Raw genomic sequence first — 16,255 nt, 5'->3', positions numbered from 1 at the left:
TCATCCTCCTGAGATGTCGAGCTCGGCTTCGGCCAGGTCCGCGTACCAGGAGTCGTCCATGTGCCGGGACTCGAGCCATCCCTCCGGCAGGTGCGGGCGCTTCGCACGGGTCGTGCGGCCGCGCGAGCCCTCGGCGGCCGCGCCGGGGTAGGGCTGCGTCTGGTCCAGCTCGCCCAGCAGTGCATCGAGCTCGTCGAGCGACGACACCTTGGCGAGTCGGCTGCGCAGGTCTCCGCCCACCGGGTAGCCCTTGAAGTACCAGGCCATGTGCTTCCGGAGGTCGCGGACGCCCATGAACTCGTCCTCGTAGTGGTCGACCATGTACTCACCGTGCCTGCGCACGGCGTCGGCGACCCCGCCCAGGTCCGGCTGGTTGCGCAGGGGGTTGCCCGCCAGCGCGTTCTCCAGGTCGCCGAAGAGCCAGGGCCGCCCCTGGCAGCCGCGTCCCACCACGACGCCGTCGCAGCCGGTCTGCTCCATCATCGAAAGCGCGTCCTCCGCGGCGAAGATGTCGCCGTTGCCGAGCACGGGGATCGCATCCCCCGCGAGCCGTGAGACCTCGTCCTTGAGCGTGGCGATCGAGTCCCAGTCCGCCGTGCCGGAATACAGCTGCGCACAGGTCCGGCCGTGGAGGGTGATCGCGGAGACGCCCGCGTCGACGGCCGTGCGCGCCGCATCGAGGTAGGTGAGGTGGTCGTCGTCGATGCCCTTGCGCATCTTGATCGTCAGCGGGACGCCTCCGCGAGACGCTTCGCGGACCGCCGTGTGGACGATCGAGGAGAACAGGTCCGACTTCCACGGCAATGCCGACCCGCCGCCCTTCCGGGTGACCTTCGGCGCGGGGCAGCCGAAGTTCAGGTCGATGTGATCGGCGCGATCCTCCTCGACCAGCATCCGCACGGCCTGCCCCGTCGTCACCGGGTCGACGCCGTAGAGCTGCACGGACCGCGGCGTCTCGAACGGCTCGTGGTGGATGATCCGCATCGTCTTCTCGTTGCGTTCGACGAGGGCGCGGGTCGTCACCATCTCCGTCACGTAGAGGCCGCCGCCGTACTCGCGGCAGAGACGTCGGAAGGCGGTATTGGTGATGCCCGCCATCGGTGCGAGCACGACCGGTGAGGTCAGCTCGATGTCACCGATCCGCAGTGCGGGTCGGGTGGAGGCATCGGTTCGGGGTTCGGTCACGGCAGTCACCGCACCATTGTCTCTGATCGGTCAAACCGTTCGCACGCCGCCCATCTCATGGACGGTGCGCGCGGCTGACAAACATCCGTGCCGGTGACAGAGTTGAGGCGTGATCGCGCCCGTCCTCCTGTCCGCCGTGCCGCTGCTCGCCGTCATCGCCCTCCTGGCGCTGGGGCGCGGCGCCGTCACCTCCTCCCTCGTCGGCCTCGGGCTCGCCGTGGTCCTGGGGCTCACCGTCTTCCCGGTCGATGCCGGGACACTCACCGTCGAGGGGCTCGACTTCCTCCCCGTCGTCGTCGAGGTGACGCTCATCCTCCTCACGGGGGTCGTGCTCGCGCGCCTCCTGGGAGCACTCGGCGCGATGACCCGGATCAGCGACTGGGTGCTGGCGGCGTCCCCCGGGCCGACAGCCGGTGCCGTCCTCATCGTGTTCGGCATCGTCCCCTTCGCCGAATCGGTGACCGGATTCGGCATCGGCATCACCGTCGGCATCCCGATCCTCGTGCACCTGGGCTTCGGGATCCGGAAGGCGAGCGTGCTCGGCCTGCTGGGCATGGTCGCGGCACCATGGGGCGGACTGGCACCGGGCGCGAAGGTCGCGTCCGGCCTCCTGGGCATCCCGCTCACGGAGCTCGGCATCGCGACGGCCCAGTTCAACGTCCTCCCGGTGTGCGTCGTCGCAGCCGTGCTCACCTTCGCCGTGCGCGACAGGCTGGCGGGCCTCCTCTACAGCGTCATCGCAGGCGTCGTGCTGAGCGTCGGGCTCTGGGGCTTCAACACGCTCATCGGCACTCCCCTGGCGGGCGTCCTCGCCACGCTGCTCGTCGTCGCCGTCCTCCTGCTCGTCTTCCGGGTAGGCGGAGCACGTGCGACATTCGACCGGGAGCTCGCACTCGCACTGGTCCCCTACGGGGTGCTCACCGTCGGACTCCTGGTCTGCAGCGCGCTCGCCGCGCTCTGGCCGCACCCGATCACGACGCTGCTCACCTCCCCTCCGGTCTGGCTGGCCGCCGGCTGCCTCGCCGCGGTCGTGCGCCTGCTCAGCCGCGGGCCCGGCACCGGGGCGACGCTGCGCGAGGGTGTGCGCGCGTGGGTCCCGGTCGGCGTGGCGACCGCATCGTTCATGGTGATGGGGTGGTCGCTGTCCGTGTTCGAGATGAGCACGCGCATCGGCGAGGCGCTGTCCGCCTTCGGCGTGTGGACCGTCCCCGCGCTGGGCATGGTGGGCTCGATCCTCGCGGGCTCCATCACCGGCTCCCTGTCGATGTTCGCGACCACGTTCGGCTCCATCGCGTCCATCACGGACACGCCGGTCCTCGAGGTGGTCGCCGCGGGTATGGCCTCATCGGGACTCGCCAACGGAGCCTCCCCGGCACGTGCGGCGCTCGCCGTCACCATGGCGTTCTCAGCACTGCCGAGAACGGCCACCGCCCCCGAGGCGGCTGATGCCTCCGCGAGCAGCGGTGACCCTGACGAGAGCGGTGACCCAGACGATACCGCCGCCTCCGAATCGATCCCGGCCGGCGTCCCGGCGGACGCCTTGCTGACGCGCGAGTCGCTCGAGCGCTCCGTCCTCCTCTGGACAGTCGTCCTGTCCGCGATCAGCGCCGCCGCTGTCGCGATCGCTCTGACCCTCACGGTCTGATTCCAGCCGGACGCAGAACGACCCCGTGCACGATGCGTGCACGGGGTCGCTGCTCGTTCAGACGGGGCGAATCAGCTCAGTTCCCGCCGACCAGTCCCGCCGCGATGTAGGCCGGCACGTCTGCGATCGCCACGCGCTCCTGCGACATGTCGTCGCGCTTGCGGATGGTCACCGCGTCGTCGTCGAGCGAGTCGAAGTCGAACGTGATGCAGAACGGCGTGCCGACCTCGTCCTGGCGACGGTAGCGACGGCCGATCGCGCCGGCGTCGTCGAAGTCGACGTTCCAGTTCCTGCGCAGCGTCGCGGCCAGCTCCCGGGCCCTGGGGCTCAGCTTCTCGTTGCGCGACAGCGGCAGCACCGCGGCCTTGACCGGGGCGAGCCGCGGGTCGAGCTTGAGGAACACGCGGGTGTCCGTGCCGCCCTTGGTGTTGGGCGCCTCGTCCTCGGTGTACGCGTCGACGAGGAAGGCCATCATCGCGCGGGTCAGGCCGAAGCTCGGCTCGATGACGTACGGCGTGTAGCGATCGCCGCTCGCCTGGTCGAAGTACTGCAGCTTCGTCGCGGACTCGTCCGTGTGGCGGCCCAGATCGTAGTCGGTCCGGTTCGCGATGCCCATGAGCTCGCCCCAGTCGGAGCCCTGGAACCCGAACTTGTACTCGATGTCGATCGTGGCGTCGGAGTAGTGCGCGCGCTCGCCGTCCGGCACGTCGAAGCGACGCAGGTTGTCCGGGTCGATGCCCAGGTCGATGAACCAGTCCCAGCAGGCCTCGACCCACTCGTCGTAGAACCGCTTCGCGTCGTCCGGGTGGACGAAGAACTCGATCTCCATCTGCTCGAACTCACGGGTGCGGAAGATGAAGTTGCCCGGGGTGATCTCGTTGCGGAACGCCTTGCCGATCTGGCCGATGCCGAACGGCGGCTTCTTCCGCGCTGCGGTCACCACGTTGTTGAAGTTCACGAAGATGCCCTGAGCCGTCTCCGGACGGAGGTAGTGCAGGCCCTCCTCGTTGTCGACGGCACCCAGGTAGGTCTTCACGAGACCGGAGAACTGCTGCGGCTCGGTCCACTTGCCTTCCTGCCCCGTCTCCGGGTCGCGGATGTCCGCGAGTCCGTTCTCCGGCTCGCGGCCGTGCTTCGCGACGTAGGCCTCGATGAGATGGTCGGACCGGTAGCGCTTGTTCGTGTGGAGGGATTCGACGAGCGGGTCGACGAACGTCTCGACGTGACCGGAGGCCTCCCAGACCCGGCGCGGCAGGATGATGGAGGAATCGAGTCCCACCATGTCCTCGCGCCCGCGGACGAAGTTCTGCCACCAGAGGGCCTTGATGTTCTCCTTGAGCTCCACGCCCAGCGGACCGTAGTCCCACGCGGAGCGAGACCCTCCGTAGATCTCACCCGCCTGGAAGACGAATCCGCGCCGCTTGGCCAGGGTGATGACGGAATCTAGGGTCGATGCCACTGAAGTGCTCCTCTTGGGGGTCGGCAAGAACGGCTGGCTGCTGTTCGATCGGACACAACCCTACCGATTGTGCCCTCTGCGTGCGTCTCGCGCACCGGACCCCGTGTAGAATTCTGACGCGGCCTCCGTGCATGAGACGAGCACCTTCGGCCGAACCCCGCGCATCCGCCATCCAAGACCTCTGCGGTCGTGCGCGCGCTACGTCTTAGGAATGAGCTCAACCATGCCAGAAGCACCCCAGACCATCGACGCCGAAACCCCGGCGGTCCAGTCCCCGGACGAGTCCCCGAAGACGACCGACGCCGAGGCCCCCACCGGCTTCGCATCGATGGCTCTCCACCCGGCGGTCGCGGCCGCCGTCACCGACCTGGGCTATGAGACCCCGTCCCCCATCCAGGCCCGGACGATCCCGGCCCTGCTCGAGGGCCGCGACGTCATCGGCCTCGCCCAGACGGGAACCGGCAAGACCGCTGCCTTCGCCCTCCCCACTCTCTCCGCCATGGCGGAGCTCGGTCGGGCCACCGACGGCCCCCACGCACTGGTGCTGACTCCCACGCGTGAGCTCGCGATCCAGGTGGCCGAGGCCTTCACGTCATACGCCACACATCTCGCGGACTTCTCCGTCCTCCCGATCTACGGCGGCCAGGCATACGGCCCGCAGCTCGCCGGCCTCCGCCGCGGCGCGCAGGTCGTCGTCGGCACGCCCGGCCGTGTGATCGATCACCTCAAGAAGGGCTCGCTCAAGCTGGGCTCCCTCCGCCACCTCGTCCTGGACGAGGCGGACGAGATGCTCAAGATGGGCTTCCAGGAGGACATCGAGGAGATCTTCGCCGCGACCGCCGGCTCGCAGCGCCAGGTCGCACTCTTCTCCGCGACGATGCCCGGGTCCATCCACCGGATCACGAAGAAGTACCTCGACAGCCCCGTCGAGGTCCGCGTCGAGTCGAAGACGACGACCGGCCCGAACATTCGCCAGCGCTACCTCACGGTCATGCACTCCCACAAGCTCGATGCCCTCACGCGGGTGCTCGAGATCGAGGAGTACGACGCGATCATCATGTTCGTCCGCACGAAGCAGGCGACGGAGGAGCTCGCAGACAAGCTGCGTGCACGCGGGTTCACCGCGTCCGCCATCAACGGCGACGTCCCGCAGCAGACGCGCGAACGCACCGTCGAGCAGCTGCGCGGCGGCGCGATCGACATCCTCGTCGCCACCGACGTCGCGGCGCGCGGCCTCGACGTCGAGCGCATCGGGCTCGTCGTGAACTACGACATCCCCCACGACACCGAGTCCTACGTGCACCGCATCGGCCGCACCGGCCGTGCCGGACGCTCCGGTGAGGCGATCCTCTTCGTCACACCGCGAGAGACCCACCTGCTGCGCCAGATCGAGAAGGCCACCCGCCAGCCGGTCGAGAAGCTCGAGCTGCCGACGGTGGAGCAGCTGACCAACAGCCGCATCGCCCGCTTCGCCGGCCGGATCACGGAGACGCGGACCGGCTCGGACCTCACGGACATCCGTCCCGTCATCGAGGACTACATCCAGACGCACGACGTCACCGCCGAAGAGGTCGCTGCGGCCCTCGCGGTCCTCGTGCTGGACGGGGAATCGCTCAAGGCTCAGCCGCTGCCCGAGCCCAAGGCCCGCGCCGCGAACAGCCGGAACGAGCGCCATGGCCAGAAGGCGGGGATGCGCACCTACCGGATCGCCGTGGGACGCAACGACCGCGTGCAGCCCGGCGGCATCGTCGGCGCGATCGCGAACGAGGGCGGCCTGACCTCCGCACAGATCGGCGCGATCGACATCCGCACGACCCACTCGCTGGTCGATCTGCCGGAGAACCTGCCCGACGGCACGCTCAACCGCCTGTCGCGCACCAAGATCCAGGGCCGTCCCATCGACATCCGCCCGGACAAGGGACGCCCGGGGCGTCCGTACAACAAGCGCTCGAACGACAGCGGCGGGTACCGTGGTGACCGTGACGGCCGCAGGCCCGGTCGCCCGGGTGGCCGTGACGTGAGCCGCGCGGACGCGAAGAAGAGCTTCCGCCGCAACGACTGACGCGAGGACCGGCTGGCGAAGACCGGCCCACGCAGCACGGAGGAGGGCGTCCATGCACCCGCACGTGGTGTCACTCCACCGGTTCCCCGTCAAGGGGTTCCCGGCCGAAGACGTGGCGCAGGCCGTCCTGGAGCCGGGGGCAGGCGTCCCCGGCGACCGCGTGCTCGCGGTCTCGGACGGTACCGCGGACACGGTTCCCGGAGCCTGGAACCGCTGGTCGCACTTCTTCGCCCTCAAGAAGCGGGCCGACCTCGCAGGATGGTCGGTCCGCTCCTTCGATGACGGGCACGTGGCACTCACTCCCCCGGCAGGCGGGGCCCCGATCGTCATCGAGCCGGCCGATCCCGCCTCGCGCTCCAGAGCCGCGGGCGCCATCGCCGGACACCTGCAGTCCGATCCCGGAGCCGTCGACGTCGTCACCGCCTATGCACCGGCGGCGCCGCAGGGCATGTTCGACAGCGAGCACGGGCACGTGAGCATCATCTCCCTGGCGACGGTGCGCGCGCTCGAGACCCAGACGGGGCGCAGGATCGACCCCCTGCGGTTCCGCGGCAATCTGCTGGTCGACGGGCTCGAGCCGTTCGCAGAGTTCGATCTCGTCGGCTCGGTCGTCCGGATCGGCGACGCGCGCGTGCTCATCCGCTCCACGATCGAACGGTGCACGGCCACCACAGTCGGTCCCACCACTGCCGTCAGCGACATGAGCGTTCCGCGCATGCTCGCGACCGAATTCGGCCACATCCACTGTGGTGTCTACGGCACCGTGCTCTCCGGCGGTGCTGTGCGGCCGCACGACGCGATCACGGTGGAATCCGCGACCACTGACCGCCCCCTGCCCGCCGGCACCGGGCCCCGCTCGATGATCGTCACCGACTCCGCGCTGCTCGAGGACGGCCGGCACACGCTGCGCCTGCGCGACCCCTATCGCTGGTTCCCCGCCCACTGGGAGGCGGGCCGCCACGTCCGCGTCCATCTGCCCGTCGAGGGGCGGCACACCTGGCGCACCTACACCGCTGCACTGGTAGACGCTGCGGAGTTCTCCCTCATCATCGGCGTGCGGGGGCCCGTCTCCACCGCGCTGACGCGGCTGCGGCCCGGTGACCGCCTCACCGTGTCCGGTCCCTTCGGGGCGCTGACCGCGGATCGCGTCCTCGCAACCACCGCCGAGGCGCCCACGGGTGAGGTGCCTGCCTCCGGTGTCGCTCTCGTCACCGCTGGGATCGGCCTCACCAGTGCTCTGTCACTGCTGCCGGGAGTGCCGGACGCTCTCCCCGTCCGTCTCCTCCACATCGACCGCGGGGTCGATACGGGGGCACGCCCCACCCTCGCCGCGCTCGAGGGATTCGCAGAGGCGCCGGGCCGCACCCTCACGCTGTGGGACACCGCGGTCAGGGGCAGACCGACCCGGGCGGACCTCGTCGCAGCGGTGACCGGGGCCTCGGCGGCGGTGGTCTGCGGAGGAGCGGAGTTCGTCGCGGCGGCCACTGCGGCGTGCGAAGCCGCGGGCGTTCCCTCCGAGCGCATCCACCGCGAGGCGTTCACCTCACCCGTGGACGACCTCGCCGACCGGCTCGCAGGCTACGAACCGGCGGTCATCAGCCGACCGGACGGCACGCGCCTGCCGTGGGGGCCGGAGGACGGGACGCTGCTCGACGCACTCGAGGCGGACGGGGCGCGGATCCCCTTCACGTGCAGGTCCGGGGCGTGCGGCACGTGCGCGATCTCCGTCGATGTTCCCGAGCACACGATCCGGGTGCTCGACACGACCGCAGACGCAGGACCGGGTCGGGTCCTCAGCTGCTCGACCGTTCCCGTGGGCACGCTCAGGGTCCTCGACGAGGGCTGATCCCCGCCGACCGACCGACCGACCGGGACAGGCCAGGACGGCTCAGGCCAGCAGCGACCGGTACTGCGGGAACCGCTCCATGTACCGGTCCACGTAGCTGCACATCGACCGGATCTTCGCGTCGTCCTGGGAGAATCGCTCGAGCGATTCCGTCACGAGCGTGCGTGCCCAGCCCTGCCGCGAATACGCCTCGTCGATGATCGTGTGGAGGATCGTCCGCACGTCGCCGTCCATCCGGTACTCGAGGAACCCGACGAGCACGGGGACCTCCTCATGCACATCGTGGATGACGATGCGGCTGCGTCCTTTCTCCTCCGTCACTGTGTACGGCGTCGCCACCTTCGTGGGTTCGGCCATCTGAACCTCCACTCCTGCGTCAGTCGGCACCCTTGGCGGGGCCTGTGGTCGCGGCGGTCTTCTGCGACATCCTCTTCTCAAGGTATCGCGCGATCGCAGCCACCACCATGTTGATGATGATGAAGAGCACGGCTCCCACGATGAATGTGGGAAGCAGGTTGTTGTAGGTGCGTCCGATCGCGTTCACCTGGTACAGCAGGTCCTGATAGGTGACGATGAAGCCCAGCGCCGAATCCTTCAGCAGCACGACCACCTGGGCGATGAGCGTGGGCATCATCGCGCGGACCGCCTGGGGCATGAGGATGAGCCGCATCGTCTGCGAGCCCTTCAGGCCGATCGACATCGCGGCCTCGCTCTGCCCCCGCGGCACCGCGAGGATGCCCGCGCGGATGATCTCCGCGATCACCATGCCGTTGTACAGCATGAGTCCGATCACGACGGACCAGAACGAGCCGATCTGATTGCCGAAGACCAGGAACATCGCGAAGATCAGGAGCAGGACCGGCACTCCGCGGAACACCTCGAGCACCAGGGTCGCAGGCAAAGACACGGCTCGCGCCGGCGCGAGACGCAGCAGCGCGAAGACCACCCCGACGATGAGCGCGAGGATCGTCGCCACGATCGCGACCTTGATCGTGGCCCACATCCCCGTGAGCAGCGTCTGCTGGATCACCGCGTAGGTGAACGGCTCCCACTTCGCGGAGGCGAGCTGGCCGGCGTCGGAGAACTTCCAGACGACGAACGCGATGAGCCCGAGCAGCAGGATCACGGACGCGACGGACAGGATGACGTTGAGCCGGCGGGCGCGCGGGCCCGGCTCGTCGAACAGGACCTGGGTCGGTGCGCTCATCGGAGGATCACCAGCTTCTTCTCGAGGTAGGCGAAGATGCGGCCGAGCCCCAGTGCCAGCACGAGGTAGATCAGCGCGGTCGCCAGCAGGAGCGGAATGACGATGTCGCCGCGGACCTCGATCGCGTTGCGCATCGCGGAGATGAGCTCACGGTTGTTGAACGCGGATGCGATCGACGTGTTCTTCAGCATGGCGATGATCACGCTGCCCAGAGGCGGGATGACGGTGCGGAACGCCTGGGGCAGCACGACGAAGCTGAGCACCTGGCCGAATCCCAGGCCCACCGCGCGGGCGGCCTCCGCCTGGCCCACGGGAACCGTCGCGATGCCGGAGCGCAGCGTCTCCGCGATGAAGCAGGAGGTGTACGCCGTGAGCGCGATGCACGCGAGGACGAACGAGTTCATCCCGGCCGTGCTGCCGAACCGGATGTCGAGGTACGGGAGGCCGAACACGCAGAAGAACATCACCAGTGTGAGGGGGGTGTTCCTCACGACGTCGACGTACGCGGCGGCGGCACCGCGCAGGATCGGGACCGGGGACACGCGCATCGCGGCGAGGATCGTGCCGCCGATCAGGCAGCCGACCAGTGTCACGCCGAACAGCGCGAGCGTCCCCCAGGTCCCGCTGAGGAACGTCTGGATGAGCGGATTCACGGAAGCCTCACGTTCTCGAGTGGTCGTATCGGCCCGGCGGCCGCTGCGTGCGACCGCCGGGCCTCACCGGCGAACCGGTGCGAGGGCGCAGAGCCGACCGGTATCAGTACCGATCGACCTCAGGCTGCTCGACGTCGGAGGAGTCACCCAGGGTGTACTCGAACGCCTCTGTCCACGTGCCGTCCTCCATCGACGCCTCGAGCACGTCGTTCACCGCGTCGCGGAGCGCGTCGTCGTCCTGGGGCAGGCCGACGCCGTAGGGCTCGTCGGTGAAGGGCTCACCCACGACGGAGAACTCGCCCTCGTACTGAGCGGCATAGCCGCGGAGGATCGCGTCATCGGTCGTGACCGCGTCGACGGAGCCGGACTGGAGGTCGGTCACGCACTTCGAGTAGGCGTCGTACGTGACCAGCTCTGCATCCGAGTACTCCTCCTCGATGTTCTGCGCGGGGGTGGACCCGTCCACGGAGCAGACCGTCTTGCCGCCGATGTCCTCCGGGCTCGCGATGTCCGAATCGGCTGCGACGAGGAGGTCCTGGCCGGCGACGTAGTAGGGGCCGGCGAAGTCGACGACCTTCTTCCGCTCGTCATTGATCGTGTAGGTCGCGACGACCATGTCCACGTTCCCCTGCTGGAGGAACGGCTCGCGGTTCGCGGAGACGGTCTCCGTCCATTCGATCTGATCGGGGCTGAAGCCCAGCGACCCGGCCACGATCTTGGCGATCTCGATGTCGAAGCCCTCAGGGACATCCGAGCCCGGCTCCTGATTGCCGAGTCCCGGCTGGTCCTTCTTCACCCCGATGGTGAGGGTGCCGGCGGAGTTCGCGGCCTCCCATGTGGGGCTGTCGGACAGATCGACGTCTTCGGCGACCTCGTATTCGGGGGCCTCTCCCCCACCTCCGCCTCCCGCTGCGGGCTCAGGGGCGCCTTCCTGTCCGCACGCGCTGAGTGCGAGCATTCCGACGGCCGCGCCGGCGATGATCGTGCTGAGCTTCTTCATGATCTGTCTCCTTGTGGGGATTCGTACCCGTCGACGACGACGGGCGGGGTGCGATCGGCGGGATGTGCGGCCCGCCTCCGGGTTCACTGGGTGAGGAGCTTCGAGAGGAAGTCCTGCGCACGGACCGACTGGGGGTTCGTGAAGAACTCCTCCGGCTCGGCGACTTCGACGATCTCCCCCTCGGCCATGAACACGACGCGGTGGGCAGCCTTCCGGGCGAAGCCCATCTCGTGGGTGACGACGACCATCGTCATGCCCTCTTCGGCCAGTTCGACCATCGTGTCGAGGACTTCGTTGATCATCTCCGGGTCCAGCGCGGACGTGGGCTCGTCGAACAGCATGAGCTTGGGCTTCATCGCGAGCGAACGGGCGATCGCGACGCGCTGCTGCTGACCGCCCGACAGCTGGGCCGGGAACTTCTGCGCCTGGTGCTCGACACCCACGCGTGCCAGGAGCTGCATCGCGAGTTCATCCGCCGCCGCCTTCTTGAGACCCCGGACCTTGAGCGGCCCGAGCGTCACGTTCTCCAGGATCGTGAGGTGGGCGAACAGGTTGAAGGACTGGAAGACCATGCCGACATCCGAGCGGAGCCGCGCGAGCGCGGCCCCCTCCTCGGGGAGCTGCTGCCCGTCGATCGTGATGGAACCCCCGCTGACGGTCTCCAGGCGATTGATCGTGCGACACAGGGTCGACTTGCCGGATCCGGACGGACCGATCACGACGACGACCTCGCCGCGGGAGACATGCAGGTTGATGTTCTTCAGCGCCTGGAAGTCCCCGTAGAACTTGTCGACGTCCTTCATCTCGACAAGAGCATCGCCCGTGTCGTGGCTCACATTCGCGGTCATGGCGCCAAGACTACGCACAAGACCCTCCAAGGGTCATCTCAGACACTGCGATTCGTGCAGATCCCACACGAATCGCAATGCGATCGTCACATAGATCACAGACCCGACCGGACCACGTGACGTCTCATGACACGAGACGCCTGTGCCGATCCGCTCCCAGTCAGGCAGATTCGCTACCCAACACCGGATTTCCGCGCATAATGATCCGGAGCCAATCCACCGCGACCACGAAGGATCTCTCACAATGGCGTCACCCTCCGCCCGTCTCGGCACCCCGTCGGCCGGTCATATGATCGTCCGCTCACTCGAACAGCACGGGGTCGAACGGGCCTACGTCGTCCCGGGTGAGTCGTACCTCGATGTCCTGGACGGGCTCCACGAATCGAGCATCCAGACCGTCGTCTGCCGCCACGAGGGCGGGGCCGCCTACATGGCGGAGGCGGACGGCAAGATGTCGACGACGCCCGGTGTCGCGATGGTCACCCGCGGTCCGGGAGCGGCGAACGCGCACGTCGGCCTGCACACCGCATGGCAGGATTCGACGCCGATGGTGCTGTTCGTGGGGCTCATCCCGTTCGAGCACCGTGAGAAGGAGGCGTTCCAGGAGTTCGACCCCAAGGCGTGGTTCGACACCGGCGCCAAGCGCGTCATGGTGCTCGACCACCCGGAGCGCGCATCGGAGATCGTCGCGGAGGCGATGTTCGCCGCGAGTTCCGGCCGCCCGGGGCCCGTCGTCGTCGGACTCCCGGAGGACATCATCACGATGCCGCACGAGGACCTGGTGCACCCGGAGATCCCGATCGCCACCGGCGGCATGACGGTCACGGACTGGAAGGCGCTGAAGGCGGCACTCGACGGCGCCGACCGCCCGCTCTTCGTCTTCGGCGGCAACGACTGGACGCACGACGTCGCGGACGAGTTCACCCGGTGGCTCGAGGGCCACAACCTGCCCGCTGCGGCCGAATGGCGCTGCCAGGGCACCGTCCCGTTCGGGTCCCCGTCCTATGCGGGACCACTGGGATACGGCCGGCCCGACTTCACCCAGAGCCTCATGAGCGAAGCGGATCTGCTCGTGTTCGTCGGCACCGTTCCCGGCGACGTCATCACGGATGGCTTCACCGTGCGGCAGAACTGGGACAAGAAGAACTTCATCGTCACGATCGATCCTGCCCTGCGCGGCCGCTCCGGCCCCGTGACCCATCAGATCGTGTCCAAGCCGGAGCCCTTCATCCGCGACCTCGCCCGCATGGACCTCCCGGTCCGCGACGCGTGGAGGCAGTGGACCAACAGGCTGCGGCAGGCACAGGTGGAGTTCTCCACCGCGCCCTCGTCGACTCCCGGCGACGGCCAGGCTCGCATGGCGACCCTGATGGGCGGTCTGGTGGAGCGCCTCGAGGACGATGCGATGGTGACGTTCGGTGCGGGCGAGCACACGAACTGGGCGCACCGCTACTTCCCCACCAACGGCTACGCCTCGATGCTGTCGGCGCGCAACGGCTCCATGGGCTACTCGGTCCCCTCCGGCGTCGCCGCGTCGCTGCGCTACCCGGACCGTCAGGTCGTCACCATCGCCGGCGACGGCGAGTTCCTGATGAACGGTCAGGAACTCGCGACCGCGACCCAGTACGGGGCACACCCGCTGGTCGTCGTCATGGACAACCAGGAGTACGGCACGATCCGCACGCACCAGGAGCGAGAGTACCCGGAGCGGGTGTCCGGCACGCAGATGGTGAACCCGGACTTCGCGCTCATGGCGCAGGCGTTCGGCGGCCTGGGTGTGCGGGTCGAGCAGGATGCGGACGTCCCCGCAGCGCTCGATCAGGCGTTCGCCGCGATCGGTGAGGGGAAGTTCGCACTGATCCACCTCATCGTCGAGCAGCGGGTGAAGGCGTACTGAGATGACCACGACGGGAGGAACGGCTGCGTCGTCGCCGCTGAGCGGGTACCCGCTGCGCTCGTATGACAAGCTCCGCTACGCGGACACCGATCGCCAGGGTCACATCAACAACGCGGTCTTCTCGACGTTCTTCGAGACGGGTCGCGTCGAGCTCATCCATCAGCTGCGGCAGGTGTCGGCGGATCCGACGAAGGACTTCGTGATCGCGAAGATCACCATCGAGTACCTCAAGGAGCTCCTGTGGCCCGGCGAGGCCGAAGTGGGTTCCCGCGTCATCCGCGTCGGCACCAGCTCGATCATCATCGAGCAGCTGCTCACCAGTGAGGGGCTGCCGCATGCGCGCGCCGAGTCCGTCATGGTGCTCACCGACAACACGACACGGCGCTCCACACCGCTCGACGACCTGTCGCGCAGCACGCTGGAGTCCCTGCGGGGAGATGCCTCTCCGCGCGACTGACGGACCTGTGGGACACGCAGTCCTGTTGAGCAGAACGGGCGGGACGGCGCAGATGCGCCGTCCCGCCCCATTCGTGCGTCGTCCTCAGGTGTCCTCGCAGACAGTCAGGCCGTGCCCACCAGCCGTGCGGCCTCCTCGCGGAGCTCCACCTTCCTGACCTTCCCGGACACGGTCATGGGGAATCCGTCCCGGACCTCCACGTAGCGCGGGATCTTGTAGTGCGCGAGGTGGCCCTGGGCGAACTCGCGGAGATCGTCCGCGGTCAGGCTGTCATAGCCCTCCGCAGTGACGACCCACGCCATGAGCTCCTCCCCGTACTTCTCGTCGGGCACCCCCACCACCTGGATGTCCTGGATGCCGGGGTGGCGGTAGAAGAACTCCTCGATCTCCCGCGGGTAGATGTTCTCGCCGCCGCGGATCACCATGTCCTTGATCCGCCCTGTGACGTCGACGTAGCCGTCCTCGTCCATGATCCCGAGGTCACCGGTGCGCATCCAGCGCCCGGCGTCGATGGCCTCCGCCGTCTTCTCCGGCTCACCCCAGTAGCCCAGCATCACGGAGTACCCGCGGGTGAGGATCTCACCCTTGACGCCGCGCGGGACGGTGCGGCCGGTCACGGGATCGACGACCTTCACCTCCACGTGCGGCATGACGCGTCCCACGGTCTCCGTCCGACGCTCCAGGGAATCGTCGACGCGGGTCATCGTGGAGACCGGCGAGGTCTCCGTCATCCCGTAGCAGATCGCCACCTCGGACATGTGCATGCGGTCGATCACCTGCCGCATGACCTCCACCGGGCACGTCGAGCCCGCCATGACCCCCGTGCGCAGAGAGCTCAGGTCGTAGTCGTCGAAGTCCTTCAGGGCCAGCTCTGCGATGAACATCGTCGGCACGCCGTACAGAGACGTGGCACGCTCCTGCTGCACTGCGCGCAGTGTCGCGGACGGGTCGAACGAGGCGGCGGGGATCACCGCGCACGCACCGTGCGACACGATCGCGAGCGTCCCGATGACCATGCCGAAGCAATGGAAGAACGGGACTGGCAGCACGACCACGTCCGTCTCCGAGTACCCCAGCAGTCCGCCGATCGAGAACCCGTTGTTGAGGATGTTGTGGTGGCTGAGGGTGACGCCCTTGGGGAACCCCGTCGTGCCGGAGGTGTACTGGAGGTTGACCGGGTCGTCGGCCGACACCTCGTCCTCGACCTGGCGCAGTCGGGTCGCCCACTGCGCACCGGTGCCGGCCAGCAGGGCCCGGCCGCTGTTCCAGATCCGTTCGAACGACTGCTCGGGGCGGATGTGCGCACCCGCGTCGGATCCCAGCGGCCCGGGCACGGTGTCGAGCGCGATGACGTCGACGCCGGCGATCTTCCCCGCCGCCTCGTTCGACATGCCCAGGAAGTCCGCGTGTGCGTCCACCACCTGCGTGATGAGCACCTTCGTGCCGTTCTGCTGCAGCACGTACTCGAGCTCGTGCACGCGGTACGCGGGGTTGATGTTGACGAGGATCCCGCCGATCCGTGCCACCGCGTACATCACGAGCGTCCACTCGGGGACATTCTGCGCCCAGATCCCCACGCGGTCGCCGGGTTGGACTCCCCTGTCCAGCAGCGCGACCGCCAGCGCCCTCGTGTCCTCATCGAGCTGCGCATACGTCCATCGGCGACCCGATGGGACATCGACGAGCGCGTCTCTGGCGGGGTGCACAGAGGTCGCCGCGGCAAGACTGTCGCCGAGCGTCAGTCCCAGCAGCGGCACGTCTGAGATTCCCGAGCTGTAGGACAGGTTGCGGATGGTGGGCTGTGCGGTCACGTCTTCGTTCTCCTCACGTCGTCACGGGATCATCGGCGATCATCCAGGCGCTACTCTCGGTCAAGTCCCTTTTCGTGGTGTTCTTCGGTAGTTCCTTTAACTTGGTATTAAGCAGCGGGGTCGGGCTACGAATCACGCGGTCAGCGGCATCACCACCCCGACCGGGTCGACCTCGGTCTGCCCAT

The 16,255-nt window shown here is 68.2% G+C and carries 13 protein-coding genes; 5 read left to right on the top strand and 8 right to left on the bottom strand.

What is annotated here, in order from left to right:
* Positions 1-1,194, bottom strand: coding sequence for a tRNA dihydrouridine synthase DusB (gene dusB, locus BSP109_RS12835; protein ID WP_101601147.1), 1,194 nt, complete (start codon positions 1,192-1,194; stop codon positions 1-3).
* Between the two features lie 100 nt (positions 1,195-1,294).
* Here dusB and BSP109_RS12830 point away from each other — a divergent pair, with 100 nt between their 5' ends.
* Positions 1,295-2,830, top strand: a complete 1,536-nt coding sequence (locus BSP109_RS12830; protein ID WP_101601145.1) for an L-lactate permease — start codon at positions 1,295-1,297, stop codon at positions 2,828-2,830.
* A 76-nt stretch (positions 2,831-2,906) separates the two neighbouring features.
* On the opposite strand, the gene BSP109_RS12825 is transcribed toward BSP109_RS12830, so the two are convergent.
* Positions 2,907-4,289: a glycine--tRNA ligase gene (locus tag BSP109_RS12825; RefSeq protein WP_087007128.1), complete on the bottom strand. Its 1,383-nt coding sequence runs from the start codon at positions 4,287-4,289 to the stop codon at positions 2,907-2,909.
* 223 nt (positions 4,290-4,512) lie between these two features.
* Here BSP109_RS12825 and BSP109_RS12820 point away from each other — a divergent pair, with 223 nt between their 5' ends.
* Both BSP109_RS12820 and BSP109_RS12815 read left to right on the top strand, forming a co-directional pair.
* Positions 4,513-6,351 (top strand): DEAD/DEAH box helicase, encoded by a 1,839-nt coding sequence (locus BSP109_RS12820; protein ID WP_101601143.1) that lies wholly within the window; start codon positions 4,513-4,515, stop codon positions 6,349-6,351.
* Positions 6,352-6,403: 52 nt separating this feature from the next.
* Positions 6,404-8,197 (top strand): MOSC domain-containing protein, encoded by a 1,794-nt coding sequence (locus BSP109_RS12815; protein ID WP_101601141.1) that lies wholly within the window; start codon positions 6,404-6,406, stop codon positions 8,195-8,197.
* A 42-nt stretch (positions 8,198-8,239) separates the two neighbouring features.
* Here BSP109_RS12815 and BSP109_RS12810 read toward each other — a convergent pair whose 3' ends face one another.
* The 5 genes from BSP109_RS12810 to BSP109_RS12790 all read right to left on the bottom strand — a co-directional run bounded on the left by BSP109_RS12810 (position 8,240) and on the right by BSP109_RS12790 (position 11,860).
* The gene (locus tag BSP109_RS12810) at positions 8,240-8,554 is read right to left on the bottom strand and encodes a GNAT family N-acetyltransferase (RefSeq protein ID WP_087007123.1); all 315 of its coding nucleotides are present in this window, start codon (positions 8,552-8,554) and stop codon (positions 8,240-8,242) included.
* 19 nt (positions 8,555-8,573) lie between these two features.
* On the bottom strand, positions 8,574-9,404 hold the full coding sequence (locus tag BSP109_RS12805; RefSeq protein WP_101601140.1) for an amino acid ABC transporter permease: 831 nt from the start codon (positions 9,402-9,404) through the stop codon (positions 8,574-8,576).
* Positions 9,401-10,057, bottom strand: coding sequence for an amino acid ABC transporter permease (locus BSP109_RS12800; RefSeq protein ID WP_087007119.1), 657 nt, complete (start codon positions 10,055-10,057; stop codon positions 9,401-9,403). The genes BSP109_RS12805 and BSP109_RS12800 overlap by 4 nt, the downstream gene beginning before the upstream one ends.
* A gap of 103 nt (positions 10,058-10,160) precedes the next feature.
* Positions 10,161-11,057 (bottom strand): glutamate ABC transporter substrate-binding protein, encoded by an 897-nt coding sequence (locus BSP109_RS12795; RefSeq protein WP_101601138.1) that lies wholly within the window; start codon positions 11,055-11,057, stop codon positions 10,161-10,163.
* 83 nt (positions 11,058-11,140) lie between these two features.
* Positions 11,141-11,860: an amino acid ABC transporter ATP-binding protein gene (locus BSP109_RS12790; RefSeq protein ID WP_374700167.1), complete on the bottom strand. Its 720-nt coding sequence runs from the start codon at positions 11,858-11,860 to the stop codon at positions 11,141-11,143.
* A gap of 289 nt (positions 11,861-12,149) precedes the next feature.
* Between BSP109_RS12790 and BSP109_RS12785 the strand changes: the two genes are divergently transcribed.
* Both BSP109_RS12785 and BSP109_RS12780 read left to right on the top strand, forming a co-directional pair.
* A complete protein-coding gene (locus tag BSP109_RS12785) occupies positions 12,150-13,802 on the top strand; it encodes a thiamine pyrophosphate-dependent enzyme (protein WP_087007113.1) in 1,653 nt (550 codons plus the stop codon).
* Between the two features lies 1 nt (position 13,803).
* Positions 13,804-14,259 (top strand): thioesterase family protein, encoded by a 456-nt coding sequence (locus BSP109_RS12780; RefSeq protein WP_087007111.1) that lies wholly within the window; start codon positions 13,804-13,806, stop codon positions 14,257-14,259.
* 104 nt (positions 14,260-14,363) lie between these two features.
* Here BSP109_RS12780 and BSP109_RS12775 read toward each other — a convergent pair whose 3' ends face one another.
* Entirely contained in the window at positions 14,364-16,070 is a 1,707-nt protein-coding gene (locus BSP109_RS12775; protein ID WP_257944690.1) for an AMP-binding protein, read from the bottom strand.
* Between the last annotated feature and the right edge of the window lie 185 nt (positions 16,071-16,255).

The organism is Brevibacterium sp. Mu109 (assembly GCF_900169375.1).
In the GTDB taxonomy this organism is placed as follows: domain Bacteria; phylum Actinomycetota; class Actinomycetes; order Actinomycetales; family Brevibacteriaceae; genus Brevibacterium; species Brevibacterium yomogidense_A.
The sequence above is the reverse complement of the archived record's forward strand: the minus strand, read 5'-3'. Positions and strand labels throughout refer to the sequence as shown.